The organism is Pantoea sp. ICBG 985 (assembly GCF_002928365.1).
GTDB lineage: Bacteria > Pseudomonadota > Gammaproteobacteria > Enterobacterales > Enterobacteriaceae > Pantoea > Pantoea dispersa.
The window spans coordinates 1,136,346-1,162,629 of sequence record NZ_POWM01000001.1 but is presented as its reverse complement, the minus strand read 5'-3'; the positions used below and the strand labels follow the sequence as shown (position 1 = coordinate 1,162,629).

Below are 26,284 nucleotides of genomic sequence, written 5' to 3'. Positions count from 1 at the left end.
ATGTTCCTTCCGGCAATCCTCATGCGAAATCGGCATCGGTCATTTGTTACGCGCAGGGTAGTCTGGGCTTTTCATCTGCAGAGAAATGATAATGAAAAGAGTGACTTTAACGATGCTGTTACTGGCCAGCGGCAGCGTCGCGGCGCACGGCGTTACCCTGCGCATTGCCGATCAAAAGGGCAACATGCGCGCCGAGCTGGAGGCAGCGCAGCAGCTCAACGATCTCTCCTACCGTATCGAATGGGCGGAATTTCCGGCCGCCGCTCCGCTGGCCGAAGCCCTGAATGCCGGGGCGGTTGATGCCGGAATTATTGGTGATGCGCCGCTGCTGTTCTCACTGGCCGCGGGTTCGCAGGTCAAAGCGGTGGCCGTCAGCAAATCCACCCCGGCCGGGCTGGCGGTACTGGTTGCGCCGGACTCACCCATCAAAACGCCGCGGGATCTGCGCGGTAAACGCATCGCCACCGGGCGCGGGTCGATCGGTCATTTTATCGCGCTGAAAGCGCTGGAAAGTGCCGGGCTGAGCGATAAAGCCGTCAGCTGGCGCTTTCTCACGCCTGCCGATGCGCGCATTGCGCTGGCGAGTGGTTCCGTCGATGCGTGGGCAACCTGGGATCCTTACACCGCGCTGGCAGAAGTGACGCATACCGGGCGCGTGCTAATCAACGGCGTGGGGCTCTCCAGCGGCAACAGCTTTCTCGCCGCCACCGATGCGGCACTGAGTGACGCCAGTAAACGTGCGGCGCTGCAGGATTATATTAACCGGCTGGCGGCCGCTGACCGCTGGGCCAATCGCCACGTTGAGGCGTATTCCGCCAGGCTGGCGAAAATCATCGGTTTTCCTCAGGAGGCTGCCGCCAAATCTTTTGCCCGACGTCAGTCACACTGGCAGAGCATTGACGACCACACCGTACAACAGCAGCAGGAAACCGCCGACTTTTATCAAAAGTACGGCCTGATTACTCAGCCACTCGATGTCAAGCCGACCTTTTATCGCGGTCTGCAGGTGGCACAACAGTAACCCTTTGTGCGCCGGTATTTGGCGAACAGGCGGGATGCGCGTAGCATGGCGGCATCAAATCCGTGGCGGATAACCCAATGTTAATCAAAACCTTTGATGGTCATAATGACCTGTTGCTCAACCTGTGGTTGCATCATCGCGACGATCCGGCCACTGCCTTCTTTACCGGTATCGAAAAAGGACACCTCGATTTTCCGCGCATGCAGCAGGGCGGCTTTTCCGGCGGATTGTTTGCGCTGTTTGTGCCGCCGCAGCGCTACGTCAGCGAAGTAGCACCTCAGCTGGCCGGTGAAGCGTGGCAGCCGCTGGAGATCCTGTGGCAGCAGCTGGAGATTCTGAAAACGCTGGTTGCCCGTTCTGACGGCCGGGCGCGCCTGTGCCTCAGCACCGCCGATATCGCCGCCTGCCGGCGCGACGGCGTGCTGGCGATGGTGGCGCACATTGAGGGCGCGGACGGTTTTGACGGCGACGGCGCCGACCTTGCCGCCTTCTGGCAGGCGGGCGTGCGCAGCATCGGTCCGTTCTGGAATCTGGAAAATCGCTTTGGCGCTGGCGTCACTGGCGCGTTTCCCGGTTCGCCGGATAGCGGTCCGGGACTGACCGCCGACGGCGAGCGGCTGATCACGCTGGCAAATCAGCAGCGCATGATGATCGACGTGTCGCACATGAATGAAAAAGCGTTCTGGGACACGGCCCGGCTCTCATCCGCGCCGCTGGTCGCCAGCCACTCGAATGCGCACGCGCTGTGCGCGCAGCCGCGCAACCTCACCGACGACCAACTGCGGGCGATTCGCGATAGCGGTGGCGTGGTCGGCATTAATTTCGGCAACGCCTTTCTGCGCGCCGACGGTAAGCGCGACGATGATGGCGGCTTGATCGAAATTGTTAAACACTGTGAGCATCTGATGACTATTATGGGAAGCGATCACGTCGCGCTGGGCTCGGATTTTGACGGCATCAGCGTGCCCGCAGAGCTTAAAGATGTCACCGGTTTGCCGCGGCTGTATGCGCTGATGCGCAGTCTCAACTATGATCAGGCATTGCTGGAACAACTTGCCTGGGGCAACTGGCAGCGGGTATTGCACCAAATCTGGCAGGCTTAAGTGTATTTCCTTACGCAATCAGGGTTGATCTGCTCGCTACATTGGCGCAACATCGCCCCGCGTTATCCATTGCTGGCGGAAGCTTTGTTTCTGTCGCAATGTTTTTAGCAGAGCCTGCTCTGCGTTTTAAGACTATGAGGAAGAATATTATGTGGAAAAAACCTGAGTTTGTTGACCTGCGTCTGGGCCTGGAAGTAACGCTGTACATCTCCAACCGCTAAGACGTCCTGCCCGCCGTTCGTGCGGGCATTTTCTTTTCCTGCTTCGGTCCTTCACATGTTTATTAAAGTCCTCGGTTCGGCGGCTGGCGGTGGCTTTCCGCAGTGGAACTGTAACTGCGCCAACTGCAGCGGGCTGCGTAACGGCACGCTCCAGGCGCAGGCGCGCACCCAATCCTCAATCATTGTCAGCGATAACGGTACCGACTGGGTGTTGTGCAACGCTTCGCCGGACATCAGCCAGCAAATCGCCCGCACGCCGGAACTGGTGAAACACGGCGTGCTGCGCGGAACGGCGATTGGCAGCATTATTTTGACCGACAGCCAGATTGATCACACCACCGGTCTGCTGAGCCTGCGTGAGGGCTGCCCGCATCAGGTATGGTGCACGCCGGAAGTGCATGCCGACCTCACCAGCGGTTTCCCGATTTTTACCATGCTGCAGCACTGGAACGGCGGCCTGCAGCATCGGGCGCTCACGCCGCTTGAGCCGTTTCGCGTTGACGTCTGCGCCAGTCTGCAATTCACCGCCATTCCAATTCTCAGCAATGCGCCACCGTATTCGCCGTATCGCGATCGTCCGCTGCCGGGACATAACGTGGCGCTGTTTATCGAAAACACCGCCAGCGGGCAGACGCTGCTGTATGCGCCGGGCCTCGGCGAACCGGATGCGGTGATTATGCCGTGGCTGCAAAAAGCCGACTGCCTGCTGATCGACGGCACGGTGTGGCAGGATGATGAGCTGCTGACCACCGGCGTCGGCAAAAATACCGGCAAAGCCATGGGCCATCTGGCGCTGGCGGAAGAGCAGGGGCTGATGGCGCTGCTGGCCGCGCTGCCGGCCAGACGCAAAATTCTGATTCACATTAACAACACCAATCCGATCCTCAACGAGCATTCGCCGCAGCGCCAGTTCCTGACGCAGCAGGGCATTGAAGTGAGCTGGGACGGCATGGCGATTCATTTGCAGGAGTCCGCATCGTGATCATTACCGAGGCGTTGTCACCCGAAGCCTTTGAACAGGCGCTGCGTGCCAAAGGCGCGTATTACCATATTCACCATCCTTACCATATCGCGATGCACAACGGTGCCGCGACGCGCGAGCAGATTCAGGGCTGGGTGGCGAACCGTTTTTACTATCAGACCAATATTCCGCTGAAAGATGCGGCGATCATGGCCAACTGTCCGGATCCGGCAACGCGCCGTAAATGGGTACAGCGTATCCTCGATCACGACGGCCGTAACGGCGAGGAAGGCGGCATTGAAGCCTGGCTGCAGCTGGGAGAAGCGGTGGGTCTCGATCGCAAAGTCTTGCTGTCAGAGAAGCTGGTGTTGCCGGGCGTACGGTTTGCCGTTGATGCCTATGTCAACTTTGCGCGTCGCGCCAACTGGCAGGAAGCGGCGTGCAGCTCACTCACTGAGCTGTTTGCCCCACAGATTCATCAGTCACGCCTCGACAGCTGGCCACAGCACTATCCGTGGATCAAAGAGGAAGGCTATTTCTACTTCCGCAGCCGCCTGAGCCAGGCGAACCGCGATGTCGAACATGGCCTGGCGCTGGCGCTGGAAGTCTTTACCAGCGCTGAGCAGCAGAACCGTATGCTGGAGATCCTGCAGTTTAAACTCGACATTCTCTGGACCATGCTGGATGCCATGACCATGGCATACGCGCTGCAGCGTCCGCCGTACCACACGGTGACCGATCAGGTCGCCTGGCACAGTACAAGACTGGTGTAATCACATGAAAGAGACTCTGATTCCGGCGTTTCGCCGCGGCTATCGTCTGCAGTGGGAAGCCGCGCAGGACAGCCACGTGGTGCTTTACCCGGAGGGGATGGCGAAGCTGAATGAAACCGCTGCCGCCATTCTGGAACTGGTGACCGGCAAGCAGGATGTGGCGGCCATTATCGCCACGCTCAATGCGCGTTTTCCGGAGGCGGGCGGCGTCGATGATGACGTCAAAGACTTCCTGCAATCGGCCATTGAACAGAAGTGGATCCAGTGTCGTGAACCCGAATAAACCTGGCGTGAATGCGCCGCTGTGGCTGCTGGCGGAGCTGACTTATCGCTGCCCGCTGCAGTGTCCTTACTGCTCGAACCCGCTGGATTTTTCGCAGCAGGAACAAGAGCTGAGCACCGAACAGTGGATCGAGGTCTTCCGTCAGGCTCGCGCCATGGGCAGCGTGCAGCTGGGCTTTTCCGGTGGTGAACCGCTGACGCGCAAAGATCTGCCGGAGCTGATTCGCGCCGCGCGCGATCTGGGTTTTTACACCAACCTGATCACCTCCGGCATTGGCCTGACGGAGAAAAAGCTCGATGCCTTCGCCGACGCCGGGCTGGATCACATCCAGATCAGTTTCCAGGCGAGTGATGAAACGCTGAACGCCGCACTGGCCGGTTCGCAGAAGGCGTTTCAGCAGAAGCTGGCGATGGCAAAAGCGGTGAAAAAGCACGGCTACCCGATGGTGCTGAACTTCGTGCTGCATCGTCATAACATCGACCAGATCGATAAAATCATCGATCTGTGTATTGAACTGGAGGCGGATGATGTCGAACTGGCCACCTGTCAGTTCTACGGCTGGGCGCATCTTAACCGTCAGGGATTACTGCCAACGCGCGAGCAGATTGCCCGCGCCGAAGCGGTGGTTGCGCGCTACCGTGAGCGCATGGGCAGCAGCGGCAATCTCACCAATCTGCTGTTCGTCACGCCGGATTACTACGAAGAGCGGCCCAAACCCTGTATGGGCGGCTGGGGATCGATATTTCTCAGCGTGACGCCGGAAGGTACGGCGTTACCCTGTCACAGCGCGCGCCAGTTGCCGGTGCAGTTCCCCTCAGTGCTGGAGCAGAGCCTGGAGGATATCTGGTACAACTCGTTTGGCTTCAATCGCTATCGCGGCTTCGACTGGATGCCGGAACCGTGCCGCTCATGCGATGAGAAAGAGAAAGATTTCGGCGGTTGCCGCTGCCAGGCATACATGCTGACCGGCGATGCCGACAACACCGACCCGGTGTGCAGCAAGTCGCCGCATCACGGAAAAATTCTTGAGGCTCGCCGCGAAGCCAGCTGCAGCGATATCAAAATCGCCCAGCTGCAGTTCCGCAACCGCAGCAACTCTGAGCTGATTTTCAAACAGCGGGTCACCTGATGTGCGAACGCAGCCTGACGCTGGCTAACGGTCTGCGCTGTCATCTGTCGCACCAGCCCGACGCGCGGGAAAGCGCGGCGCTGGTGCGCGTCGGCGCGGGCAGCCTGCACGAACCCGATCGCTGGCCCGGCCTGGCGCATCTGCTGGAACATCTGCTGTTTTGCGGCAGCGCGGGCTTTACCGGCGATGAGCGCCTGATGCCGTGGCTGCAGCAACAGGGTGGTCAGGTGAATGCCACCACGCAACTCAGCCGCAGTGCCTGGTTCTTCCAGCTGCCGGCGCAGGCGCTGGCGGCGGGCGTGGCAAGGCTGGCAGATATGCTGGCTGCGCCACTGCTGACCGGTACGGCGATTACACGGGAAGCGGCGGTCATTGAGGCAGAATATCAGCTGCTGCGGCATCATGCCGAAACGCTGAGTGAAGCAGCGCTGCTCGACGCGGCCGGTGGCGCACTGCGCCGCTTTCGCGTCGGGAGTGCGGCGACTTTTGGTGACAACGTAACGGAGCTGCAGCAGGCGCTACGGTTGTTTCATCAGCAGCATTTTGTCGCCGCCAACCAGCAGCTGTGGCTGAGCGGACCGCAATCGCTGGGTGAATTACAGCAGCTGGCTGAGGCGTTTGCTGTTCGCCAGTCAGGCGGTGCGGCGCACTCCTTATTGCCAGCCATTTCCGCGCCGGAGCCAGTTGAAACGCTCATCCAGCTTGCCGGTGAAGAGTCATTCTGGCTTAGCCTGTTTATCACCGGCGAAGAAAACGCTTTGCGTGACAACGTCACATTGCTGGAGGCTTTCTGGCAGGATGAAGCCCCTGGCAGCCTGATGGCGCAGCTGCGCAGCGAGCAACTGTGCGCTTCGCTGCAGTGTGAATGGCTGTGGCAGAGTGCCGATCATAGCTGGCTGGCGTTGCGCTTCAGTGCGCCAGCGCTGTCAGCGTCGGCGGCAAGACGCATTGAACAGCTCTTCTGGCAGCATCTGCGTGCGGTGCGCGCCGCCACGCCAGCGCAGCATCGCCACTATTTGCAACTGGCACAGCAGGATTTCGCTGCGCTGTCGCCGCTGACGCAGCTGCGCGGACGGGCGCTGGGATCGGCGCCGTCAGCTGACATTCCCGCAGATTTCACCGGTTTCATCGCCGCGCTGCCACAGGCCTCTTGCACGCGGCTGCTGACGCAGCGACAGCTGTCCGCCGTGCCTTATACCACGCAGGGATTCTGTCTGCAGCGCGCGCCATGGCCACCGACCGCGGCTGGCCCGGTCGCGCCGGTTAACTGGTCATTTTATCCTTGCGCTGACGTCCGGCATTCGCCGGAACTCCCGGCAAATTGCCCGCCGTTGCTGCGCGCAAGCCCGGTGCAGCCGAGGGAAACGCTGCTGGTGCGCCCGGCGTTTTATCACACCCTGAGTGACGAGGCGGCGCTAAGCTGGCAGCAGCAGCTGCGCCCACGGCTGGCCGCACTGCGCCATGCCGGTGGCAGCGGACGCTGGCAACAGCACCAGGGCGTCTGGCAACTGGTGATTAATCTGCCTGACGATGCAATGCCCGCGCTGCAGCAGCTGCCTGGCGTGCTGGCGGCGCTGAATGCGCCGGTGCTGCCGCAACCGCACCGTGCTGCACAAAGTATTGTGATTCGTCAGTTGCTGGAAGCGCTACCGCAGCAGTTGCTGGCCCCGGCTGCGCATCCTGCATGGCAGGCCGCCTGGTGCGGCCACAGCGAAAGCGTCAGTCAGCATGCCGCGCACGGGTTGAGCGAGGTGGTGCAGCCTCAGCCTGCGCCGGCGCGCGCGGCTGCGCTACAGCACGGCGTCAGCGCGCTGCGTTGTGCGGCGAACGATCAGGCCTTGTTGCTGTTTATTCCGCTGCCCGCTGCTGATGATGCCAGCCTCGCGGCGCTGCGTGCGCTGGCGCTGATGTTTGAACCACGCTTCTTTCAGCGCCTGCGGGTCGGGCAACAGATTGGCTACGTGGTGTCAGCGCGCTACCAGCGCGTGGCGGATGTGGATGGACTCCAGCTGGCGCTGCAATCCCCGTCCATTGGCTGGCGCACGCTGCTGCAACACTGCAAAGCATTTTTGCGCGACATGGTGAGTGAACTCGCCGCCATCAACGATGAAACGCTGCAGGGCTGGCAGGCGACGTTACTGGCGCAGTGCCAGCCACACCAGAACGCCGACGCCGCCAGTGAGGCACTGCGGAAACAGCAGGGACTGCCGGTGCTTACGCCAGAAGCGATCGCCGCGCTCACGTTACCCCAGCTGCAGCGGCTGCATCAGCGCCTGCTGCGCGAACGCCGCCGCTGGCGCTTACTGATTAATCACCGTGAATAATTTCTCCCTCTCTACAGTAGTCAGCACGATCCCGCTGGCATAAAGACAAAAGTTTACACAGCAGGGGTTGGTGTTTCTGCTGCTTTTGCATAAACTGGCCGCACTTTTCTCTGAGGCTGTGGCATGACGATATCGCCCCAACGCGCAAAATGGATTCTGGCACTGGTTTGTCTGGTGCTGGCATTTTGTCTCGTCCAGCGCAGCTTCAATCTCCCGACCCAGCCTGTCGTTAGCATTACTGTTCACAGCGCCGCCGTTGATGACGGTGCCAGCAGTGATAAACCCTGTGCGCTGGGCGCTAAGTCACTCAGCGGCAGCGCGCCGCTGCTCGATACCGCGCTGCCGTTCCTCGTACTGCTGCTGGCGTTGATCGCCACGCTCTTCCAGACCTCGTCTGCCACTGTCTGGCGGCGTGAACCGCTGTTTGTGCCGCTGCGACGGCGCCATCTCACGCTCTGCGTCTTCCGGGAATAACACTACGCGATCCACCGCGTAAACCCTGTTATTCACCGGAGAAACGATTATGACATTCCTGATCAGGAGCCTGCTGCTCCTCGTGGCGAGCTGCGCGCTGACCGTGCAAGCCGCCGATACGGGCTGGCTGCGCAATGCGCAAAACAGTCACGCCGAAGTGCGCCTGCGCGCCGCGCCGCAGGGCGATCACCTGCAACTGCTGCTGGATATTCGCCTGCAGCCGGGCTGGAAAACCTACTGGCGCTCGCCGGGCGAAGGCGGCGTCGCGCCGGAAATCTGCTGGCAAACGCCGGATGTCAACGCCCGCTGGTCGTGGCCAGTGCCAGCGCGCTTTGACGTCAGCGGCCTCACTACGCAGGGCTACAAAGGCAACGTTACGCTGCCCATCGTGCTCGAATCTGCCCCGCAGGGCACGCTGGCCGGCACGCTGACGCTGTCCACCTGTAGCGACGTCTGCATCCTGACGGATTTTCCGTTCCAGCTCGATCTCTCGCAGCCCGCCAGTCCGGATTTTGCACGTGATTTCGCCCAGGCGATGGGGCAGATCCCGGCTGACAGCGGGCTGACCGATCAGCTTGATGCCAGCTTCGTTGATGGCACGCTGCAAATCCGGGCGCAGCGTCAGCAGGGCTGGCAGCAGCCGGAACTATTCTTTGATTATCCGCAGGGCAGCATGCTGGCGGCGCCGCAAATCAGCGTGCAGGGCGAGATGCTGACCGCCCGCGTGGCAGTAACCGATGAATGGGGCGAGGCCGCGCCGGACCTGCGCGGTAAAGCGCTGTCGCTGGTTATCGCTGACGCCGGTATCGCTCAGCAAAGCCAGCTGACCCTTGGCCATCAGCCGCTGTTTTCTCCCTCTGCCGGAAACGCCACGCTGTGGTCGGTAGTGCTGCTGGCGCTGCTCGGCGGGCTGATTCTCAACCTGATGCCATGTGTGCTGCCGGTGCTGGCGATCAAACTGAGCAGTCTGGTGCAGCAGCAGGGACAGACGCAACGCCAGACGCGTCAGCAGTTTCTCGCGTCCAGCGCCGGCATTCTGTTCTCTTTCCTGCTGCTGGCGCTGCTGATGACCGTGCTACGGCTCAGCGGTCAGGCGCTGGGCTGGGGCATTCAGTTCCAGAGCAGCGGCTTTCTGCTGGTGATGGTGCTGGTGATGTTCCTGTTCAGCGCCAGTCTGTTCGATCTGCTGCATTTCCGCCTGCCTTCCGGCCTGACTACCCGGCTGGCGACGCACGGCGGTGCCGGTCTGGCAGGGCATTTTGGCCAGGGGGCCTTTGCTACGCTGCTGGCGACGCCGTGCAGCGCACCGTTTCTTGGCACCGCCGTCGCCTATGCGCTGACCGCGCCGCTGCCGCAGCTGTGGCTGCTGTTTGTCGCGCTCGGTGTCGGCATGAGTCTGCCGTGGCTGCTGGTTGCGGCGCTGCCGGGTATGGCGCGCTGCCTGCCACGTCCGGGGCGCTGGATGCTGCATCTGCGCACGCTGCTGGGGCTGCTGATGCTGCTGGCAACGCTGTGGCTGGTGACGCTGCTGATTCCCCACTGGGGCAGCACCGTCGCCATTCTGCTGGCGGCCATCCTTATGCTGGCGCTGACGGGCTGGCTAATCGCACGCCGCGCGCTGCCGCAGGCAGGTCTGGTGTTCATTACCGTGACGCTGGCGGGCGCGCTGTTACTGCTGACGCGTCTCTCACCGGAAGAGGAATCGCTGGTGTGGCAACCGCTGACCGAAGCCGCCATCAATCAGGCGCTGGAGCAGGATAAGCGCGTATTCGTCGATGTCACCGCTGACTGGTGCATCACCTGCAAAGTGAATAAATCGCGGGTGCTGAATCAGCCTGACGTGCGTGCCGCCCTCGGCGCAGAGGATGTGGTGCTGCTGCGCGGTGACTGGACTCAACCGGATCCGGCCATCGGCGAGTTCCTGCGCCGCCGCGATCGCGTAGCGATCCCCTTTAACCAGATTTATGGCCCGGCACTGCCGCACGGCCAGATTTTATCGCCGTTATTAAGTCGTGATGCGGTGATTTCAACACTCTCTGAGGCAAAAAAATGATGAAAAAATCCCTGTTACTTTCGCTGATGTTACTGGCGGCACCCGCCCTGGCCGCCGCGCCATTTACCCCCGAGCAGGAGGCGCGCATCAAACAACTGATTCGCGAAACCCTGGTGCAAAATCCGGCGATTCTGGCGGAAGCCGCCGACGCATTTGATAAAGAAGCCGCGCGCCAGCAGCAAAACGTGGTCGCGCAGATGGTAGAGAAAAACCGCGCGGCGCTGTTTGACGATGCCGGCTCACCGCGCATCGGTGCCAAAAAACCGGCACTGACGCTGGTCTATTTCACCGATTACAACTGCGTCTTTTGCAAAAAGTTTGAGGCGGATATCGAAAAACTGCTGCACAACTATCCGCAGGTGGGGGTGGTACTGAAGCCGCTGCCGTACCGCGCTGAAAGCTCGCTCAGTTCGGCGCGTCTGGCGCTGACGGTGTGGGAGCAGCAGCCGAATAACTTTCTTAAGCTGCATGAACGGCTGATGGCAAAGAAAGGCAACCATGATGAAGCCAGCATCGCCGCCGCGCTGGACAAAAGTGGCATCAGCTTATCGGCGCCGAGCACCGCCAGCCTCGACACCATCAACCTCAACCTGACGCTGGCGCAGCAGCTCGGTGTGCAGGGTACGCCCGCCACGCTGGTGGGCAATCAGCTGATCAGCGGGGCAGTGCCTTATGCACAGCTGGAAGCCGCGGTAAAAGGTGCGCTACAGGCTCAGCCATGAGCCGGGTAACGCGCTGGCTGCGCGAAGGCGTGCTGTTGGTGCTGATGGCAGCGGCGCTGCTGCTGGCCATGGACTGGCTGCGTGCACCGCAGCTGCCCGCGGATGTGGCCCGGCAGCCGCTCAGCGCGCTGCAGGGCGAGGTGAACCTGGCGACGCTGAGCCAGCAGCGGCCGGTGCTGGTTTACGTCTGGGCCAGCTGGTGTGGCGTGTGCAAACTCACCACACCGACGGTGGCCGCGCTCAGTCAGCACGGCACGCAGGTGGTCAGTGTGGCTCTGCGATCCGGCAGCGATTCGCGCGTTGCCACCTGGCTGGATAAAAAAGGAGTACGGGGATTCGCCGTCAATGATGAAAGCGGGGCGCTGGGACAGCGCTGGCAAATCAGCGCCACGCCGACGTTCATCGTGCTGCATCAGGGCAAGGTGGTCAGCACCAGCAGCGGCTGGACCAGCAGCTGGGGGCTGAAGCTGCGCCTGTGGTGGGCGGCACGCGTTGCCTGATTAATCAATAACGGTAACCGACCGCGTTAAATAACCGTAGCGTGAATAACCTTGCGCTGCGGTTATTTTTTTGCTGATTAAAAATCCGCACACAATATTTCAATGCATTGAAATTAAATGAGTAATAAATAAATCGATAAATGAATAATTCTGGATTATTTGCAATTACCATCATCATGGCACATATATGTTTAATCACTTTTTATTTATTCATTTAATAACGGCGCGCTCGCGCCATTTTATTTTGGGGGAGAACAATGCGAATTCATCACCTCAACTGTGGCTGCATGTGCCCGCTCGGTGGCGCACTATTCGACGGTTTCAGCAAAGGTCCGTTCGCTAAACTGGTGTGCCACTGCTTATTGCTGGAAACTGACCGTCACGGTTTAATCCTCGTGGATACCGGTCTGGGCACGCAGGACATGCGCCATCCTGACCGCCGCCTGTCGGGCTTTTTCCGCACGCTGAATAATATTCGCTATAACGAGCAGCTCAGCGCGCTGGCACAGATTCAGCTGCTGGGTTTTCGTCCGGAAGATGTGCGCCACATTATTCTGACCCACCTCGATTTTGACCACGCCGGCGGCATCAGTGATTTTCCGGCCGCCCGCATTCATCTGCTGCAGCGTGAACTGGATACCGTAACCCAAGCGGGTGACAGCAGCTGGCTGGCGCGTCAGCGGTTTCGCCCGCAGCAGTGGACTGCGCACGATGGCTGGCGCGGTTATGCCAGCGGCGGCGAGCGCTGGTATGGCTTTGATGCGGTGAAGGCGGTCGACGATCTCAGCGATGAAATTCTGCTGGTGCCGCTGCCGGGACATACGCTGGGCCATGCGGGCGTGGCGATTCGTCACCAGGGCGGCTGGCTGCTGCATGGCGGCGACGCCTGGTTTTATCGCGGTGAAATGTACCACAGCCAGCGCCACTGTACGCCGGGCCTGCGCGCCTATCAGCGCCTGATGTGCAGTGACCGCGCCGCATGGCACAGCAATCAGCAGCGGCTGCGTGAACTGTCACTGCAGCACGCGCAAGAGGTGCAACTGTTCTGCAGCCACGACGCACAGGAACTGAACCAGTTCCGTCGGCACGGTTAACTTTTTGTGCGGGCTGTGCGCATGACTCTTTATCTTTACTAATATTTCTCAGGCGTGCGAAGCGATGCCTGGCCGGATCGCTCTCGCCTGGAAAAACTGTGATAGGGAGAGTGCGATGTACCATACCTCGGGACGCTCGGTTGTTGGCGTGACGCTGTTTACCCTGCTTGAGCCGTTGCCGCTGGGCTTTTTCTTTGCTGCCTGGCTGTTTGATATTATCTATCTGCAAACCTTCATCGTCATGTGGACCAAAGCCGCCAGCTGGCTGATAGCCATCGGGCTGGTGCTGGCGATTGTGCCGCGACTAATCAGCCTGATTCATTTATTCCGTGGCGCACCTGCCGCAGAGAAAACTCATTTCTGGCTGTCGCTGCTGGCGATCGTGCTGGCCATCGTCAACGCATTCATTCACAGCCGCGATGCCTATGCGGTGGTGCCGATGGGCGTAACGCTCTCCACCCTGGTGGTGGTGGTGTTGCTGATAGCGAATCTGCAGCTGGCGCTGCGCGAGCGTCGTTTACAGGGAGGTCGCTCATGAAATTTCGTGTAATGAGTGCGCTGGGGATTGCGGTACTGCTGAGCGCCTGCGACAGCGGATCGGACCTCGATCCGCAACGGCAAATCGGCCCTGATCCGCAGCTGCCGCAGGCTAAAAACTTCTTTATGCCGCCGATGCAGGTGCCGGAAGGCACCGCGTGGAAAGAGGGCGAGACACCAAAAGTGGCCGACGGCCTGAAGATCGAGAAAATCCCGGCCAGCCTGATGCACCCGCGCCAGCTGTATGTGCTGCCGAATGGCGACGTGCTGGTGGCAGAAGCCAACGGGGTTAAAAACCCGGTCACGGCACCGAAAGAATTGATCATGAGCCTGGTGCAGAAATCTTCCGGCAAAGGTGGCCCGGGCGGCAACCGCATCACGCTGCTACGCAACGTTAACGGCAAGTGGGAACAGCACCGGTTTATCGAAAACCTCAATGCGCCGTTTGGCATGCAGCTGATTGGCAATACGCTGTATGTGGCTAACGCCGACAGCCTGGTGAAATTCCCTTACCAGACCGGCGAAACCGAAATCCGTACGCCGCCGGAAGAGGTGACGTCGCTGCCGGGCGGTGAGCTGAATCACCACTGGACCAAAGCGCTGCTCGCCAGTCCGGACGGCAGCAAACTGTACGTCGGTGTCGGCTCCAACAGTAACATCACCGAGAACGGCATCGGCGCAGAGTATGGCCGCGCGGCGGTGTGGGAAGTGGACGCCGCAACCGGTGCCAGCCGCATCTATGCCAGCGGCATCCGCAATCCTACCGGTCTGCAGTGGGAGCCGCAAAGTGGCAAGCTGTGGGCCATCGCCAACGAGCGTGACGAAATCGGTTCGGATCTGGTGCCGGATTACCTGACCTCCGTGCAGGACAAAGGTTTCTACGGCTGGCCGTACAGCTACTTTGGTCAGCACGTCGACGAGCGCGCACAGCCGCAGCGGCCGGATCTGGTCGCGAAAGCCATCAAGCCGGACTATGCGCTGAGCTCACACGTGGCACCGCTCGGCCTGCTGTTCTATGGCGCGGATAATATGCCGCAGTACCGCGGCGGCGCGTTCATCAGTGAACACGGCAGCTGGAACCGCACGCCGCTCAACGGCTATAAAGTGATTTGGGTGAAATTTGAAAACGGCAAACCGGTCGGGCAACCGCAGACGGTGGTGTCAGGATTCCTCACCGACGATCAGAAGCAGGTACGCGGTTTGCCGGTAGGACTGGCGACGGATAATCAGGGCGGGGTGTTGATTGCCGACGATGCCGGCAACGCGATCTGGCGTATCAGCGCCGCGCAGTAGGATAATCGCAGGCAATAAAAAAGGATTTGGCCAGGTCGCCAAATCCTTTTTTTATGTTCGTCACCCGGCTGGTAACCGCGCTCGGAACGGGGTGCTCAGCACTCCTCACAAAAGGAATGATAAAATGTGCAGCGAAAGATTTCAAGTTTCGCTAAAATACTGTATGGTTATACAGGTGCTGGGCGCGGCGGATGCTTATTGTTTTCTGATGACTCCAGGGGCGCGGATAGTCAAACCCCGGCAGGTTTCAGGTGGTGCTGGCCTGTGGCTTTCACAATGAGTGCCGCTCAGCGCTCCTCACAGATGTGCTTAGGCGGTCGGCGGGTAGAGTCAGGGCCCCGAAAGCTGAACAGCGCGCTCCTGTCAGAGGAGAAGGAAAGTGATGGAACTTGTTCGATTACTCCTGGACCTGGTCCGGGTGATCCTGCAAATCATCGTTGCCCTTTTGCAACTGACCGGTCAGGCGCACTGACCGGAACTTGAAACAAGGCGGAGCTCACCCCTCCGCCTTTTTTCGTACGCCCGCGTTACTCGCCGGGCCGGCTTTGCTGTTGCATCGTCTGTCTGAGCGCCGCAACAAACACGCTGACGCGCGCCGGCAGGTGGCGGGTGGTGGGAAACAGCGCCCACACGCCCAGCATCTGCGGCTGCGCGTCCTCCAGCTCCAGCGCCACCAGTTCGCCGGATGCCAGCTCTTCCCGCACGTCCCACTCAGAAAGCTGCGCGATGCCGCTGCCGGCCACGCACAGCGCACGCACCCCTTCGACATTGCTGCCGCTGAAGCGTCCGTCAACGCTCAGGCTGGAGAGATGGCCGTCCACCATAAAACTCCACTGCACCACATTCGACAGGCGCAGACAGTGGTGTTGATGCAGCTCCGCCAGATGACGCGGCGTGCCGAAGCGTTGCAGATAGCCCGGAGCCGCACACAGCCGGCGCGGGTTGTCGGCCAGACGGTGTGCCACCAGGCGGGAATCGCGCAGCGGGGCGATGCGAATCGCGACATCAAAGCCCAGCCCGACAATGTCCGTAACATCGTCGCTGAGCTGAAACTCAACGCGCAGCCCGGGGTTTTGCTCCATAAGTGACGGCAGCAGCGGAATGATGGTGCGCCGGCCAAACCCGGTAGGCGCGGTGATGCGCAGCTGGCCGGTGGCCCCCTGTTTATCGGGCGCGAACAGGTTGCGTGCGCTCTGTTCGGTCTCGGCCAGCGTTCTGGCATAGGGAAGAAACTCTTCGCCTTCATCGGTAAGGGCAATGGCGCGCGTGGTGCGATGCAGCAGCCGTACGCCGAGATCTTCCTCCAGTGAGGCCAGCCGGCGCGACACGGTCATAGTGGTGGTGCCGAGCCGCCGCGCCGCCTGCGTCAGGCTGCGGGTTTGTGACACCATCAGAAAAACATCAATATCCCGGGAGTTCATTGTAACGGTTTCCGTTAAGCAGACGTATCATAATCGGTCATTTTTGCCACAATGGCGACTCACTATAATGGCTCCTGATGATAATTTATTTCAGAGCGCCGAATGACCGACAAACACCTGTTTCAGAGCAGTACGCTTAACCACCTCGATTTAACCAATCGCCTGATGGTGGCACCGATGACGCGCATCTCCGCCAGTGTGGACGGTGTCCCGGGCGAGCGTATGCAGCAGTACTACACGCGTTTCGCCCGCGGTGGCTTTGGCGCAGTAATCACCGAAGGTCTCTACATCGATGAAGCCTGGTCACAGACTTACGCTTTTCAGGCCGGGCTGGTCAATCGCCAGCAGATCGCCGGCTGGCGGGCCATCACCAACAGTGTGCACCAGCACGGCAGCAAAATCATTGCACAGCTGATGCACGCCGGTGCGATATCGCAGGGCAATATTTACCGGCGCGATACGCTGGCGCCTTCGGCGATCCCGCCACGTGGCGAACAGCTGCGGTTTTACCATGGCCACGGCGCTTATCCGTTGCCGCGCGCCATGAGTAATGAACAGATTGAGCAGGTGATTGACGCCTTTGCTGACAGCGCGGCGCGCGCCATTGAGGCAGCCGGTTTTGACGGCATTGAAATTCACGCGGCCAACGGTTATCTGCTCGATCAGTTCTTTACCGATTACACCAACCAGCGCAGCGACCGCTGGGGCGGCGATATTATCGCAAGACTGACGCTGACGCGGGAGGTGATTGCCGCGGTGCGACAGCGCATCGGTGCCAACGTCACGCTGGGCGTGCGGATTTCCCAGGGGAAAGTGAATGATTTTACGCATAAATGGCAGGAGGGCACTGCCGGAGCGCGCCAGGTATTTGCGCTGCTGGCCGACTCAGGTATCGATTATCTGCACCTGACCGAGCACGATGCGCTGCAGCCGGCGTTCGCGGACGCGACGGAGTCGCTGCTACAGCTGGCGCGCCAGGCTGCGCCACAGTTGCCGGTGGTGATCAACGGATCGCTGTCAGATGCCGAACGCGCCGGCATGGCGTTGTATCAGGGCGCAGATTATGTGGCGCTGGGCAAAAGCGCGCTGGCCAATCCGGACTGGCCACAGCGCGTTCGCCACGGCCAGCCGCTGCGCGCCTTCGATCAAAACCTGCTGGCACCGTCCGCGGATGTTAAAAACAGCGAGCTGGCATAACCGCCGTTTTCGGTCGCCATCCATGGCGACCCTGCCACAACGGTGTAAAACGCATGCCCGCGCACCAGCAACAATGGTGTGGGGTTTTGTCGGGTGCGCATTGCTGCGCACCTGGATAAACCCAACACTCTACCCAGCCCGCTTAACGTTTAAACGCCCAGCTCAGCTTACCGTTATCAGCGCTTAACTTGTTCAGCGCCTTCTGGTTCACCGCGTCTCTGGCACCGAGCGCCTGCGCCGTCAGCGGACCGCTATCACTCTGCGCAATCACCGTGTCCTTCGGCACGCTCACCATCTTCTCCGCCACCTTTTTCACCGCTGCGGCGTAGCCGTCGCGGTCGCGCAGGTTGAACGCTTTCAGCGGCAGTTCCCGGCTCAGCCACTGTCCCCAGAAGAATTCCAGGAACGGCGGCGGGTTGTCTGGCTTATCGAAGCCGATATCGCGCACAAAGTAGATCAGCGAACGATACTCATCATCCTGCATATGCTGGCGACCCAGCTCCTGCGGCAGCGCTTCAGGGGCGATTTTACCGTTTGGCGTCTCCAGCCACACCAGATGTGCCGCCGCCATTTTCTGCCAGAAAGCAGCCTGGCTTTTCAGCGGGCGGAAATCATCGGTAATGCGCACCTGCACCGGCGTTGACAGGCCGGCTATGTCAGCAAAGTTGCTGAACGTATGGTGGCCATCAGTCAGGTACAGTTGATTATCCGGGCCGATCACCGCGGTTTTCATCGGGCCGGGCTCGCTGCCGACCGGCGCCTTACAGCTGAAACTGGCCGGATCGCGCAGGGTGGAGCGCGGCGTGAAACTTTTCACCCCTTTTTGTCCCATGCTTTCGCAATAGTCATCGAACAGCTTTTCCGGATCGGCCTGATAACGATGCTGCTTGTAATCCAGCTGGCGATAACCAATGGCGGCCTGAGTGGGATGCAGCTGCGCCAGTTCGACCTGCACAATTTCTCCGGCTTTGATGTCGGGCGGCAGGGCGGCAAAGGCGGGGACGGTACTGAATAGCAAGGCTAATAACGGCAGGGACGCATTCATTCCATTTTCTCCTGAAGATCTCCCGGTGGAGCAACACGATAGCATTCCTGTCATCTTCCCGCTCTAGTGTTGTGGCTCGCGGTTGCGTTGAGGCAACCACTTATCCAGACATCTGACCACAACGGAGCACCTGCTTTATGATTTCTGCCACACAGCCTCCCGCTAAACTGCAACACACCGCGATCGATCCCAGCGTCCGTCTGCGCGACACGCAGATTGGTCAGCAGTGTGAAATTCTGGCGCACAGTTATCTGGAATACAGCGAACTGGGTGATTTTTCCTACCTTGGGGAACACTGCTGCGTGGCGGATGCGCAGATTGGCCGCTTCACGGCCATCGCCAATCAGGTGCGTATCGGGGCACCGAATCATCCGATGGATCGCGCCTCACAGCATCGCTTCACCTACTGCCCGGAGTATTACGACAGCCGCGCGCAGCGCGATGCCGGTTTCTTCACCGGACGCCGCGCCGATCGGGTGATCATTGGTCACGATGTGTGGATCGGTCACGGCGTGATTGTCCTGCCTGGCGTGACGGTCGGTAACGGCGCCGTGCTGGCGGCCGGGGCGGTGGTGAGTAAAGATGTGCCGCCTTATACCATCGTCGGAGGTGTGCCGGCGAAACCGATTCGCGCCCGTTTCAGTGCCGACATCGCGGCGCAGCTGCAGGCGATTGCCTGGTGGAACTGGCCGCTGGAGAAGCTGATGGCACACCTGGCGGATTTTCAGTCGCCGGATATCGCCGCCTTCTGCCAGCGGCACGGGCGATAACCCTTACACAGCCTGCTGCGCGGCGGCTGGCGGCGCATCGGCTTGCAGGCGTTTCTCCGGCTGCAGCAGCGTCATGGCCAGCATGCTGCCAAAGGCGATACAGGCGGTGACGGTAAACATGGCGTTATAACCGTAGTACTGCGCCAGCCAGCCGCACAGCATCGGTGAAATGATCGACGCGAGGTTGGCGATGGCCAGCGTCATGCCGCTGAAGGTGCCGACCGATGCCTTCGGCGTCACGTCAATCACGACCGACCAGTAGACGTTATTCACCAGCGCATTGAGCGCGTTGCCGAGCGTCATCAGTGCGATAATGCCGGCAGCAGATCCGACCCAGGGAATGGCCATAAAGCAGCAGGCGGTGGCGCACAGCGTCACCGCGGCAAACAGGTTGCGTGCCAGCCGCAGATTGTTAAAGCGCGCCAGCAGGCGATCGGCGATGCGCCCGCCCAGCAGCACCGTCAGGCAGGCACCGCTCCAGGGGATCATCGCCACATACCACAGCGAGTGCAGGTCATAGTGGAAATTATCCTGCAGATATTTCGGCAGCCAGGTCACCAGGGTAAAGGTGATGTAGAGGAAACTGAAATAGCCCAGCGCGTTGCACACCAGCGTGCGGCTGGTGAAGAAGCGCCACCAGGGCAGCGCGCCTTCGTCCTGCGGCTGCTGGCGTTGCCCGGCAATGATCAGCTGACGCTCGACGGCATTGGCACGCGGATGCTGCTGTGGCGTATCAGTAAAGTGGCGGGCAAACAGCAGCATCGCCAGCAGTGAAAACGCGCCGAGCAGCATAAACATCATGCGCCAGTCGTTGGTGAGCAGCAGCAGTCCGACGGCAATCGGTGCGGTCAGCAGCGAGCCCACCTGGGTGCTCAGCAGGCCAATTCCCAGCGCGAAACCGCGTTCGTTATCCGGTGCCCAGTGGGCGATGGTTTTGTTCATCAACGCATAGGCCGGCCCTTCGCTGAAGCCAAACAGCACGCGCAGTGCAGCAAACCCCATGATCGCCGAGCCGCCAAACAGCGCCATGCCCAGCTCTCCGGCCCAGGCGGTGGCGATCTCCAGCAGCGACCACAGAATGCCGGCCATCAGCCAGACCTTTTTGGTGCCCAGCCGATCGGCAAGGAAACCGCCGCACAGCGACCCGAACAGATAGCCAAAGCCAAAGTAGCCCAGCACAGCACCGAGTTGCACTTTACTGAAGTGAAATTCCTGCGAGATGGCGTTGGCGGCGAACGACAGCGCACCGCGGTCGATGTAGTTAATCAGTGCGATGAGAAACAGCAGCGAGAAAATGGTGTAGCGGGTTGAGGACGCTTTCATCATGCGACTCCTGAAAATGAACACAGGAATCATTAAGCAAAGGTAATGCCAGATTGCTAAGGCTGCTAACTAATTAGTGTCCGCCATGGCATAGTGCCCGCGCCGCCGCAGTCGGAACCATCGCGCTGGCTAATAAATAGCCGCTATCTGAGCGTGCTGCACCAAACCGATCGCGGGCACGATCGGTTACGGTGCGCTGCATCACACTATCGGCTGCGTGACCACCGCGGCACTGCGCAGTGGCTCCTGACCTAAACCGACGTGCAGCAGAATCTGGCTGCGGTAATGCGCATCCGCTTCCTGCTGTTCGTCACTCTGTAATAAACCGACCTCATTCACATTTTTCCCCGCGACCTGCACCTTAGTGCGTGCCGCGCTGCGCATCCACTCATACTCAATATCGATATGGCCGGTATCAATGCAGCGAATGCCGTGCTGACTGAGGTCGTAAGCCAGCACGGTTGCCGTCGGTCCAAGGGAGATCAATACCATGTCGAAATCGCGCGCGTGCGCCAGCACATTACTGTATAGCTCGTTATAAACCGAAAACGCGTTACGGTTGAGGGTGGTAATGCGCCGGATCTGCCGTGCGCCATCCAGCAGATCGTTACCGAGACCAAGGCGCGTGCCGCTACCCTCAACAATCAGAATTTTTTTATCATGAAACAGCTGTTTAAATTTGGCAAAAATACGTGCCGCCGGCTGTTTATCTTTATAATCATGATAAGGTCGCGTTACCGACGTATTACCATAGCGATAGCCTTTCTTTAATAAATGCTCATAGTGGCGAAAGAAAAACGCTTTATGAAAAAACCAGAATAGCGCTGAGCCAAAACGCATATTCCCGGTGCCGCGAAAGGCATCAGGCATACACAACAGACAGCGATTATCGCTCTGCGTGCCACGGCGCATGATCTCTTTCAGGCGAATGGAAAGGCGCTCATCAAAAGACTGAAAGCCAATATTCTTAAATAGCGTCATTTCCAGTTCCCCATCCCCATAGCGGCACACTGAGAGCCGGTCATCGCTGAGCAGCAGATCGATGGTCTGTTCTGCTGACAGGACCTGATATTGCCGGGCGTGCGCATTGGCCACGGGAAATTTAATGGCAGCATGTGTGAGTTTAAATGGAAAACGTAATTTGCGATAAAAAGCGTCTGCGCTGATCATAATAACCTTCTTTTTATAAGCGGCTTTGCCGCAGAGCAGTCAGATAATATATATCACCGATTAATTTGGCAGACAGGCTAAGGAAACTCTCAAAATAATAAATACGCTATTTCATTTATCAATGTCACCGCGCCGGACAGGCGTTATTTTTGGAGCAAAGCGCAGCGTTGCCTGCTTTTTTTGCATCCGGTTCTGACATGACCAGGACAAATCGCATTTGTACGCCACTAATCAATTAAATAATTTCACCAGAAATACGTACGCCGACAAATTGCAGGCTGCCGGGCAGCACGCCTGTCGCGCCTTGAGTCATATCGCACGCTGCGTTATCAAAAAATGCGGATTTTCCTGATGATTGATTAATTTCCTCCAACAAAATTGAAACGTGATTTCACTCACACTACGAGCGAAGCGGGGCGCAGCATGAAGGAGCAGAGCTACATTGATAAGCGGCACTAACGACACGCCGCCAGGCAGATTTTTAACTAACGGTTACGTAAGTTAAGATTTTGTTGAGTTTATGTGTCTTTAGTTTGGGGTGGTTAATAATGATGAGCGTTGAGGGATTCGCATGATAAACAAACTGACCAGTCTCGTGCTGGCGATTCTGGGTGTTGCGCTGCTCTATATGGGCGGCAAGCTGCTGATGATGGGCGGCAGCGCATTTTACGCATTGATGGCGGTGGGATTACTGATCACCGCCATTTTACTGTTCCGCAATCAGCGCAGCGCGTTAAGCCTGTATGCGGTGCTGATGTGGATTACGCTGGCATGGATGATCTGGGAAGTCGGCTTCGACAAGTGGCAGTGGATCCCGCGCGGCGATCTGTTTGGCGTGATCGGCCTGTGGCTGGCGATGCCGTGGGTGGTCAAACCGCTGTATCAGGGACAGCGTCGCTTCCACGGCCTGCTCGGCAGCACGGTGGCCATCATGATTGTGCTGGTAATTGGATTGTGCTTTTACGATCCGCTGCCGCAGGCCGGCACCATCACCAATGCGCGTGAACAAAACAGCGAGCAGGGCGCGAGCGCTGACTGGACCGCCTACGGCGGCACCGCCGACGGCCTGCGTTTCTCCGCCCTGAATCAGATCACCAAAGAGAACGTGCGCAATCTCGAAGTGGCCTGGACCTATCACACCGGCGATCTGCGTCAGGATAACGATGCCACCGAATACACCTTCGAAGCCACGCCGCTGAAAGCCAACGGCATGCTCTATTTCTGTACGCCGCACAATGAGGTCCACGCGCTCGATCCGCAGAGTGGTGCGGTGAAGTGGAAATACACGCCGGCGAAAGATCGTTCTTATCTGCAGCAGCATCAGACCTGCCGTGGCGTCAGCTATTACGCGGGCGCACCGGTTGCCGCACAGGACACGGCGGCGACGCCGGCGATGTGCCGCAAGCGCATCTTTAACGCCACCACCGATGCCCGGCTGATTGCGCTGGATGCCGACAGCGGCAAACCGTGCGCCGATTTTGGCAACAACGGTGTGGTGGATCTGCATGCCAATATGGGTGAGGTTCGTCCACACGCGTTGATGCAGACCGCCGCGCCGCTGGTCGCGGGCAATCTGGTGATTGTCGGCGGCTCGGTTATGGATAACGGCTTCAACAGCGGTAACCCCTCTGGCGTAATTCGCGCCTATGATGTGCAGAGTGGTCGTCTGGTGTGGAACTTTGATCCGGCTAATCCGCAAAATACCGCGCCGATAGCTGCTGGCCAGACCTATACGCAGGATACGCCGGTGGCCTGGGGTACGTTGAGCGCTGACCTGAAAAACGGCCTGGTGTATGTGCCGTTTGGCAACGCCTCGCCGGATGAACTGGGCATCGAGCGCGATGCCAATAGCAATACAGAGAAATTCCGTGATGCTTTAGTGGCGCTCGATCTGCAGACCGGTGCGTTCAAATGGCGCTATCAGAGCTCCCATCACGATCTGTGGGACCGCGATAACCCGTCACAGCCGTCGCTGGTCGATATCGATTATCAGGGCCAGAAACAGCCGGTGGTGATCCTGCCGACCAAAACCGGCAACCTGTTTGTGCTCAATCGCCTGACCGGCCAGCCGGTTTATCCGGTTAACGACGTGAAGGTTTCGACGGAAGGCGGCGTGCCGGGCGAGAAATTCGCCGCCACCCAGCCGGTATCCAGCCTGAACTTTATTCCGCAGCCGCTGACTGAGAAGTCAATGTGGGGCATCACACCGTTTGATCAAATGGCCTGCCGTATGGATTTCCGCAGCCTGCGCTATGACGGCAATCCGTGGACGCCAGCCACAGAAGGCGGCTCGCTGGTGTTCCCGGGCAATATCGGGGTGTTTAACTGGGGATCGGTGGCGGTTGATCCGCAGCGTCAGATGCTGATTGCCGCACCGGTGCGCCTCGCCTACAAATACAACCTGATCAAGCGTACGCCCGCCACGGCGACGGAGCGCCTGTTCACCAAAGATGGCCAGCCTTACTGGAACGAAAACTTCCACGGTGATTACGCCATCCACATCCAGCAGCTGGCCTCCGGTCTCGGCATTCCGTGCATTGCACCGCCGTGGGGCCGCATGGTCGGCGTAGATTTGAAAACCGGCAAAACCGAATGGCTGCGTCGCGTTGGCACCACGAAAAACCTGAAAACCAGCTTCCTGCCGGGCCGCTTCCCGATTGGCTTCCCGATGGGCATGGTGGCGCACGGCGGGCCACTGCTGACGGCCGGCGATCTGGTGTTCCACGGTGCGACCGCAGATAACTTCATTCGCGCCTATGACAGCAGCACCGGCGAACTGCTGTGGCAGCAGGAGCTTAGCGCCGGCGCGCAGGCGACGCCATCCACTTACATGGGCAGCGACGGTAAGCAGTACGTGGTGATTGCCGCAGGCGGTCACGGTTCGCTCGGCACCAAAGCCGGCGACAGCGTGGTGGCGTTCCGTCTGAAATAATCCTGTCGATGCAATAAAGGCGCCCGCGGGCGCCTTTTTATATTTATAAATCAGCTGATTAACGCTTGGCGCGCTCGGTTTGTACCCGCTGGGCAATGCGATCGCCAATCGTCTGGTCGATGTTGCGCCAGTACTCAAACGCGCGCGACAGCACCGGCTCCTCCACGCCGTTGAGCAGATGACCGCTGACGTTATTTACCAGGCGATCACGTGCCGCCTCATCCAGTACTTTATTGACCAGCGTATTGGCCTGGCCAAAGTCATCATCATCCTGACGCAGCGTGTAGGGCGCGCGCACCATGTTGCCGTGCGCTTCCCAGGTGGAATCCGTCGGGTAGCGCTCGCCGTCCGCCGCCGGACCGCCTTTCGAGTTCGGCGCGTAGACCGGATCGCTGACCGGATTGATGCGCATCGCGCCATCCTTGCTGTAGCTGTGCACCGGTGCCTGCGGGGCGTTGACCGGAATCTGCTTGTAGTTAACGCCCAGACGAGCGCGGTGGGCGTCAGCATAGGCAAACACCCGGCCAATCAGCATCTTATCCGGGCTCAGCCCGATGCCGGGTACCAGGTTGTTTGGTTCAAACGCCGCCTGTTCAATCTGCGCGTGGTTGTCGGTCGGGTTGCGGTTCAGCATCAGTTTGCCGACTTTAATCAGTGGATAATCGCTGTGTGGCCAAACTTTAGTCAGATCAAACGGGTTGAAGCGGTAGGTTTCCGCCTCGGCAAACGGCATGATCTGCATGTACAGCGTCCAGCTGGGGAAATCACCATTTTTGATGGCGGTAAACAGATCGCGCGTGTGGTAATCACCGTCCTGGCCGGCCAGCAGATCGGCGTTATCCTGCGTCAGGAACTCCACACCCTGATCGGTTTTGAAGTGGTATTTAACCCAGAACTTTTCCCCGGAGGCGTTAACCCACATATAGGTATGGCTCGAGTAACCGTTCATGTGGCGCCAGCTTTTCGGAATGCCGCGGTCGCCCATCAGCCAGGTGACCTGGTGCGCCGACTCTGGCGACAGCGTCCAGAAATCCCACTGCATATCGTTATCGCGCAGATTGTTGTCGGCACGGCGCTTCTGCGAACGGATAAAGTGCTGGAACTTCATCGGGTCACGAATAAAGAACACCGGCGTGTTATTGCCCACCATGTCGTAGTTGCCTTCGCTGGTGTAAAACTTGATCGCGAAGCCGCGCGGATCGCGCCAGGTGTCCGGGCTGCCACGCTCGCCGGCCACGGTGGAGAAGCGCATTACCACATCGGTTTTGGTGCCGGGCTGAAAAACCGCCGCTTTGGTGTAACGGCTGACATCTTCTGTCACCTGAAAATAGCCAAACGCACCGCTGCCTTTGGCGTGCGGTTGACGCTCTGGAATACGTTCGCGGTTGAAGTTAGCCATCTGCTCAATCAGGTAGTGATCGTGCAGCATCAGCGGGCCGTCAGGACCGACGGACAAAGAATGTTCGTCGCTGGCTACCGGAATGCCAGCATCCGTGGTGGTCGGCTTGCGATCGTCATTGCTCATAATATCTCCAGCTTTTGTAAGGATAATCCAACCACTAAGCGTAGCAGCGAGGCGCAGGCTTGCCCGAATAATTGCGCTGTCTCATCTGGTTGCCGCATTAAGCGATGCGGCACAGCTCGCAAATTTGTTTTTTATTTCTGCTGCAGGCTAAGCAGATTTTCCGTGCCGGAAAAAGCGCCATTCTGCGAATGGGATCGGAAAAGAAAAATTAATTCACCCGTCTTTTAAGACAGGTCGCAAAGGATTTTCCCGTTTAAGTAAAAACAGACCTCGAATTAATCAATCATTTTATAACTTCATGTAAAGTATCACTTTTTAATTTAATGATATTGATCAAAAAGAACCACAATCCGCTTATTTATGCTCTCGCTGCGTCAAAGGCAATCCCGTTGTAATTAATGAATGGACATAAT

Annotated in this window: 24 protein-coding genes; 18 read left to right on the top strand and 6 right to left on the bottom strand. The window is 59.1% G+C overall.

Annotation, left to right across the window (positions count from 1 at the left end):
• Positions 1-91: 91 nt before the first annotated feature.
• The 15 genes from C1Y42_RS05635 to C1Y42_RS05565 all read left to right on the top strand — a co-directional run bounded on the left by C1Y42_RS05635 (position 92) and on the right by C1Y42_RS05565 (position 14,488).
• Positions 92-1,021: an ABC transporter substrate-binding protein gene (locus C1Y42_RS05635; RefSeq protein ID WP_104092979.1), complete on the top strand. Its 930-nt coding sequence runs from the start codon at positions 92-94 to the stop codon at positions 1,019-1,021.
• 83 nt (positions 1,022-1,104) lie between these two features.
• Entirely contained in the window at positions 1,105-2,124 is a 1,020-nt protein-coding gene (locus C1Y42_RS05630; protein ID WP_233210686.1) for a dipeptidase, read from the top strand.
• A gap of 149 nt (positions 2,125-2,273) precedes the next feature.
• Complete coding sequence (gene pqqA, locus C1Y42_RS05625) at positions 2,274-2,345, top strand: pyrroloquinoline quinone precursor peptide PqqA (protein WP_010617686.1); 72 nt, start codon at positions 2,274-2,276, stop codon at positions 2,343-2,345.
• A 55-nt stretch (positions 2,346-2,400) separates the two neighbouring features.
• On the top strand, positions 2,401-3,327 hold the full coding sequence (gene pqqB, locus C1Y42_RS05620) for a pyrroloquinoline quinone biosynthesis protein PqqB (RefSeq protein ID WP_021505973.1): 927 nt from the start codon (positions 2,401-2,403) through the stop codon (positions 3,325-3,327).
• Positions 3,324-4,079 carry a pyrroloquinoline-quinone synthase PqqC gene (pqqC, locus tag C1Y42_RS05615; RefSeq protein ID WP_021505974.1) on the top strand — a complete coding sequence of 252 codons (756 nt, stop codon included), beginning with the start codon at positions 3,324-3,326 and terminating at the stop codon, positions 4,077-4,079. Before pqqB ends, pqqC begins: the two co-directional genes overlap by 4 nt.
• Positions 4,080-4,083: 4 nt before the next feature.
• Entirely contained in the window at positions 4,084-4,362 is a 279-nt protein-coding gene (pqqD, locus tag C1Y42_RS05610; RefSeq protein ID WP_021505975.1) for a pyrroloquinoline quinone biosynthesis peptide chaperone PqqD, read from the top strand.
• Positions 4,349-5,491, top strand: a complete 1,143-nt coding sequence (gene pqqE, locus C1Y42_RS05605) for a pyrroloquinoline quinone biosynthesis protein PqqE (protein ID WP_058758602.1) — start codon at positions 4,349-4,351, stop codon at positions 5,489-5,491. The genes pqqD and pqqE overlap by 14 nt, the downstream gene beginning before the upstream one ends.
• Positions 5,491-7,815, top strand: coding sequence for a pyrroloquinoline quinone biosynthesis protein PqqF (gene pqqF, locus C1Y42_RS05600; protein WP_104092977.1), 2,325 nt, complete (start codon positions 5,491-5,493; stop codon positions 7,813-7,815). Before pqqE ends, pqqF begins: the two co-directional genes overlap by 1 nt.
• 123 nt (positions 7,816-7,938) lie before the next feature.
• Positions 7,939-8,289: a hypothetical protein gene (locus C1Y42_RS05595; RefSeq protein ID WP_104092976.1), complete on the top strand. Its 351-nt coding sequence runs from the start codon at positions 7,939-7,941 to the stop codon at positions 8,287-8,289.
• Between the two features lie 49 nt (positions 8,290-8,338).
• Entirely contained in the window at positions 8,339-10,342 is a 2,004-nt protein-coding gene (locus C1Y42_RS05590; RefSeq protein WP_104092975.1) for a protein-disulfide reductase DsbD, read from the top strand.
• The gene (locus tag C1Y42_RS05585; RefSeq protein ID WP_104093025.1) at positions 10,342-11,064 is read left to right on the top strand and encodes a DsbA family protein; all 723 of its coding nucleotides are present in this window, start codon (positions 10,342-10,344) and stop codon (positions 11,062-11,064) included. Before C1Y42_RS05590 ends, C1Y42_RS05585 begins: the two co-directional genes overlap by 1 nt.
• Complete coding sequence (locus tag C1Y42_RS05580; RefSeq protein ID WP_104092974.1) at positions 11,061-11,564, top strand: thioredoxin domain-containing protein; 504 nt, start codon at positions 11,061-11,063, stop codon at positions 11,562-11,564. The genes C1Y42_RS05585 and C1Y42_RS05580 overlap by 4 nt, the downstream gene beginning before the upstream one ends.
• Before the next feature lie 257 nt (positions 11,565-11,821).
• Positions 11,822-12,658 carry an MBL fold metallo-hydrolase gene (locus C1Y42_RS05575; RefSeq protein WP_104092973.1) on the top strand — a complete coding sequence of 279 codons (837 nt, stop codon included), beginning with the start codon at positions 11,822-11,824 and terminating at the stop codon, positions 12,656-12,658.
• Positions 12,659-12,773: 115 nt separating this feature from the next.
• Entirely contained in the window at positions 12,774-13,196 is a 423-nt protein-coding gene (locus tag C1Y42_RS05570; protein WP_104092972.1) for a DUF2231 domain-containing protein, read from the top strand.
• A complete protein-coding gene (locus tag C1Y42_RS05565; protein WP_021505987.1) occupies positions 13,193-14,488 on the top strand; it encodes a sorbosone dehydrogenase family protein in 1,296 nt (431 codons plus the stop codon). Before C1Y42_RS05570 ends, C1Y42_RS05565 begins: the two co-directional genes overlap by 4 nt.
• 527 nt (positions 14,489-15,015) lie before the next feature.
• On the opposite strand, the gene C1Y42_RS05555 is transcribed toward C1Y42_RS05565, so the two are convergent.
• Positions 15,016-15,909, bottom strand: a complete 894-nt coding sequence (locus tag C1Y42_RS05555) for a LysR family transcriptional regulator (RefSeq protein WP_104092971.1) — start codon at positions 15,907-15,909, stop codon at positions 15,016-15,018.
• A 102-nt stretch (positions 15,910-16,011) separates the two neighbouring features.
• Between C1Y42_RS05555 and C1Y42_RS05550 the strand changes: the two genes are divergently transcribed.
• Positions 16,012-17,106: an NADH:flavin oxidoreductase gene (locus C1Y42_RS05550; protein WP_104092970.1), complete on the top strand. Its 1,095-nt coding sequence runs from the start codon at positions 16,012-16,014 to the stop codon at positions 17,104-17,106.
• Between the two features lie 142 nt (positions 17,107-17,248).
• Here C1Y42_RS05550 and C1Y42_RS05545 read toward each other — a convergent pair whose 3' ends face one another.
• Positions 17,249-18,151, bottom strand: a complete 903-nt coding sequence (locus tag C1Y42_RS05545) for a ParB/Srx family N-terminal domain-containing protein (RefSeq protein WP_104092969.1) — start codon at positions 18,149-18,151, stop codon at positions 17,249-17,251.
• 137 nt (positions 18,152-18,288) lie between these two features.
• On the opposite strand from C1Y42_RS05545, the gene C1Y42_RS05540 reads away from it, so the two are divergent.
• Entirely contained in the window at positions 18,289-18,921 is a 633-nt protein-coding gene (locus C1Y42_RS05540; RefSeq protein WP_104092968.1) for a DapH/DapD/GlmU-related protein, read from the top strand.
• A 3-nt stretch (positions 18,922-18,924) separates the two neighbouring features.
• On the opposite strand, the gene C1Y42_RS05535 is transcribed toward C1Y42_RS05540, so the two are convergent.
• From C1Y42_RS05535 to C1Y42_RS23545, 3 genes are all read right to left on the bottom strand, one after another.
• The gene (locus C1Y42_RS05535; protein WP_058769834.1) at positions 18,925-20,244 is read right to left on the bottom strand and encodes an MFS transporter; all 1,320 of its coding nucleotides are present in this window, start codon (positions 20,242-20,244) and stop codon (positions 18,925-18,927) included.
• A gap of 201 nt (positions 20,245-20,445) precedes the next feature.
• On the bottom strand, positions 20,446-21,414 hold the full coding sequence (locus C1Y42_RS05530) for a GT-D fold domain-containing glycosyltransferase (protein ID WP_104092967.1): 969 nt from the start codon (positions 21,412-21,414) through the stop codon (positions 20,446-20,448).
• A gap of 235 nt (positions 21,415-21,649) precedes the next feature.
• On the bottom strand, positions 21,650-21,790 hold the full coding sequence (locus C1Y42_RS23545; protein WP_158251392.1) for a hypothetical protein: 141 nt from the start codon (positions 21,788-21,790) through the stop codon (positions 21,650-21,652).
• 195 nt (positions 21,791-21,985) lie between these two features.
• On the opposite strand from C1Y42_RS23545, the gene C1Y42_RS05525 reads away from it, so the two are divergent.
• Positions 21,986-24,346 carry a membrane-bound PQQ-dependent dehydrogenase, glucose/quinate/shikimate family gene (locus C1Y42_RS05525; protein ID WP_104092966.1) on the top strand — a complete coding sequence of 787 codons (2,361 nt, stop codon included), beginning with the start codon at positions 21,986-21,988 and terminating at the stop codon, positions 24,344-24,346.
• Positions 24,347-24,404: 58 nt separating this feature from the next.
• On the opposite strand, the gene C1Y42_RS05520 is transcribed toward C1Y42_RS05525, so the two are convergent.
• Complete coding sequence (locus C1Y42_RS05520) at positions 24,405-25,871, bottom strand: catalase (protein WP_104092965.1); 1,467 nt, start codon at positions 25,869-25,871, stop codon at positions 24,405-24,407.
• Between the last annotated feature and the right edge of the window lie 413 nt (positions 25,872-26,284).

Bases quoted from the DNA above. Each gene is read 5' to 3' on its own strand.
- C1Y42_RS05635 (WP_104092979.1), top strand. From the start codon at position 92: ATGAAAAGAGTGACTTTAACGATGCTGTTACTGGCCAGCGGCAGCGTC.
- pqqB (WP_021505973.1), top strand. From the start codon at position 2,401: ATGTTTATTAAAGTCCTCGGTTCGGCGGCTGGCGGTGGCTTTCCGCAG.
- pqqD (WP_021505975.1), top strand. From the start codon at position 4,084: ATGAAAGAGACTCTGATTCCGGCGTTTCGCCGCGGCTATCGTCTGCAG.
- pqqF (WP_104092977.1), top strand. From the start codon at position 5,491: ATGTGCGAACGCAGCCTGACGCTGGCTAACGGTCTGCGCTGTCATCTG.
- C1Y42_RS05595 (WP_104092976.1), top strand. From the start codon at position 7,939: ATGACGATATCGCCCCAACGCGCAAAATGGATTCTGGCACTGGTTTGT.
- C1Y42_RS05590 (WP_104092975.1), top strand. From the start codon at position 8,339: ATGACATTCCTGATCAGGAGCCTGCTGCTCCTCGTGGCGAGCTGCGCG.
- C1Y42_RS05585 (WP_104093025.1), top strand. From the start codon at position 10,342: ATGAAAAAATCCCTGTTACTTTCGCTGATGTTACTGGCGGCACCCGCC.
- C1Y42_RS05580 (WP_104092974.1), top strand. From the start codon at position 11,061: ATGAGCCGGGTAACGCGCTGGCTGCGCGAAGGCGTGCTGTTGGTGCTG.
- C1Y42_RS05575 (WP_104092973.1), top strand. From the start codon at position 11,822: ATGCGAATTCATCACCTCAACTGTGGCTGCATGTGCCCGCTCGGTGGC.
- C1Y42_RS05570 (WP_104092972.1), top strand. From the start codon at position 12,774: ATGTACCATACCTCGGGACGCTCGGTTGTTGGCGTGACGCTGTTTACC.
- C1Y42_RS05565 (WP_021505987.1), top strand. From the start codon at position 13,193: ATGAAATTTCGTGTAATGAGTGCGCTGGGGATTGCGGTACTGCTGAGC.
- C1Y42_RS05555 (WP_104092971.1), bottom strand. From the start codon at position 15,909: ATGAACTCCCGGGATATTGATGTTTTTCTGATGGTGTCACAAACCCGC.
- C1Y42_RS05550 (WP_104092970.1), top strand. From the start codon at position 16,012: ATGACCGACAAACACCTGTTTCAGAGCAGTACGCTTAACCACCTCGAT.
- C1Y42_RS05545 (WP_104092969.1), bottom strand. From the start codon at position 18,151: ATGAATGCGTCCCTGCCGTTATTAGCCTTGCTATTCAGTACCGTCCCC.
- C1Y42_RS05540 (WP_104092968.1), top strand. From the start codon at position 18,289: ATGATTTCTGCCACACAGCCTCCCGCTAAACTGCAACACACCGCGATC.
- C1Y42_RS05535 (WP_058769834.1), bottom strand. From the start codon at position 20,244: ATGAAAGCGTCCTCAACCCGCTACACCATTTTCTCGCTGCTGTTTCTC.
- C1Y42_RS05530 (WP_104092967.1), bottom strand. From the start codon at position 21,414: ATGATCAGCGCAGACGCTTTTTATCGCAAATTACGTTTTCCATTTAAA.
- C1Y42_RS05525 (WP_104092966.1), top strand. From the start codon at position 21,986: ATGATAAACAAACTGACCAGTCTCGTGCTGGCGATTCTGGGTGTTGCG.
- C1Y42_RS05520 (WP_104092965.1), bottom strand. From the start codon at position 25,871: ATGAGCAATGACGATCGCAAGCCGACCACCACGGATGCTGGCATTCCG.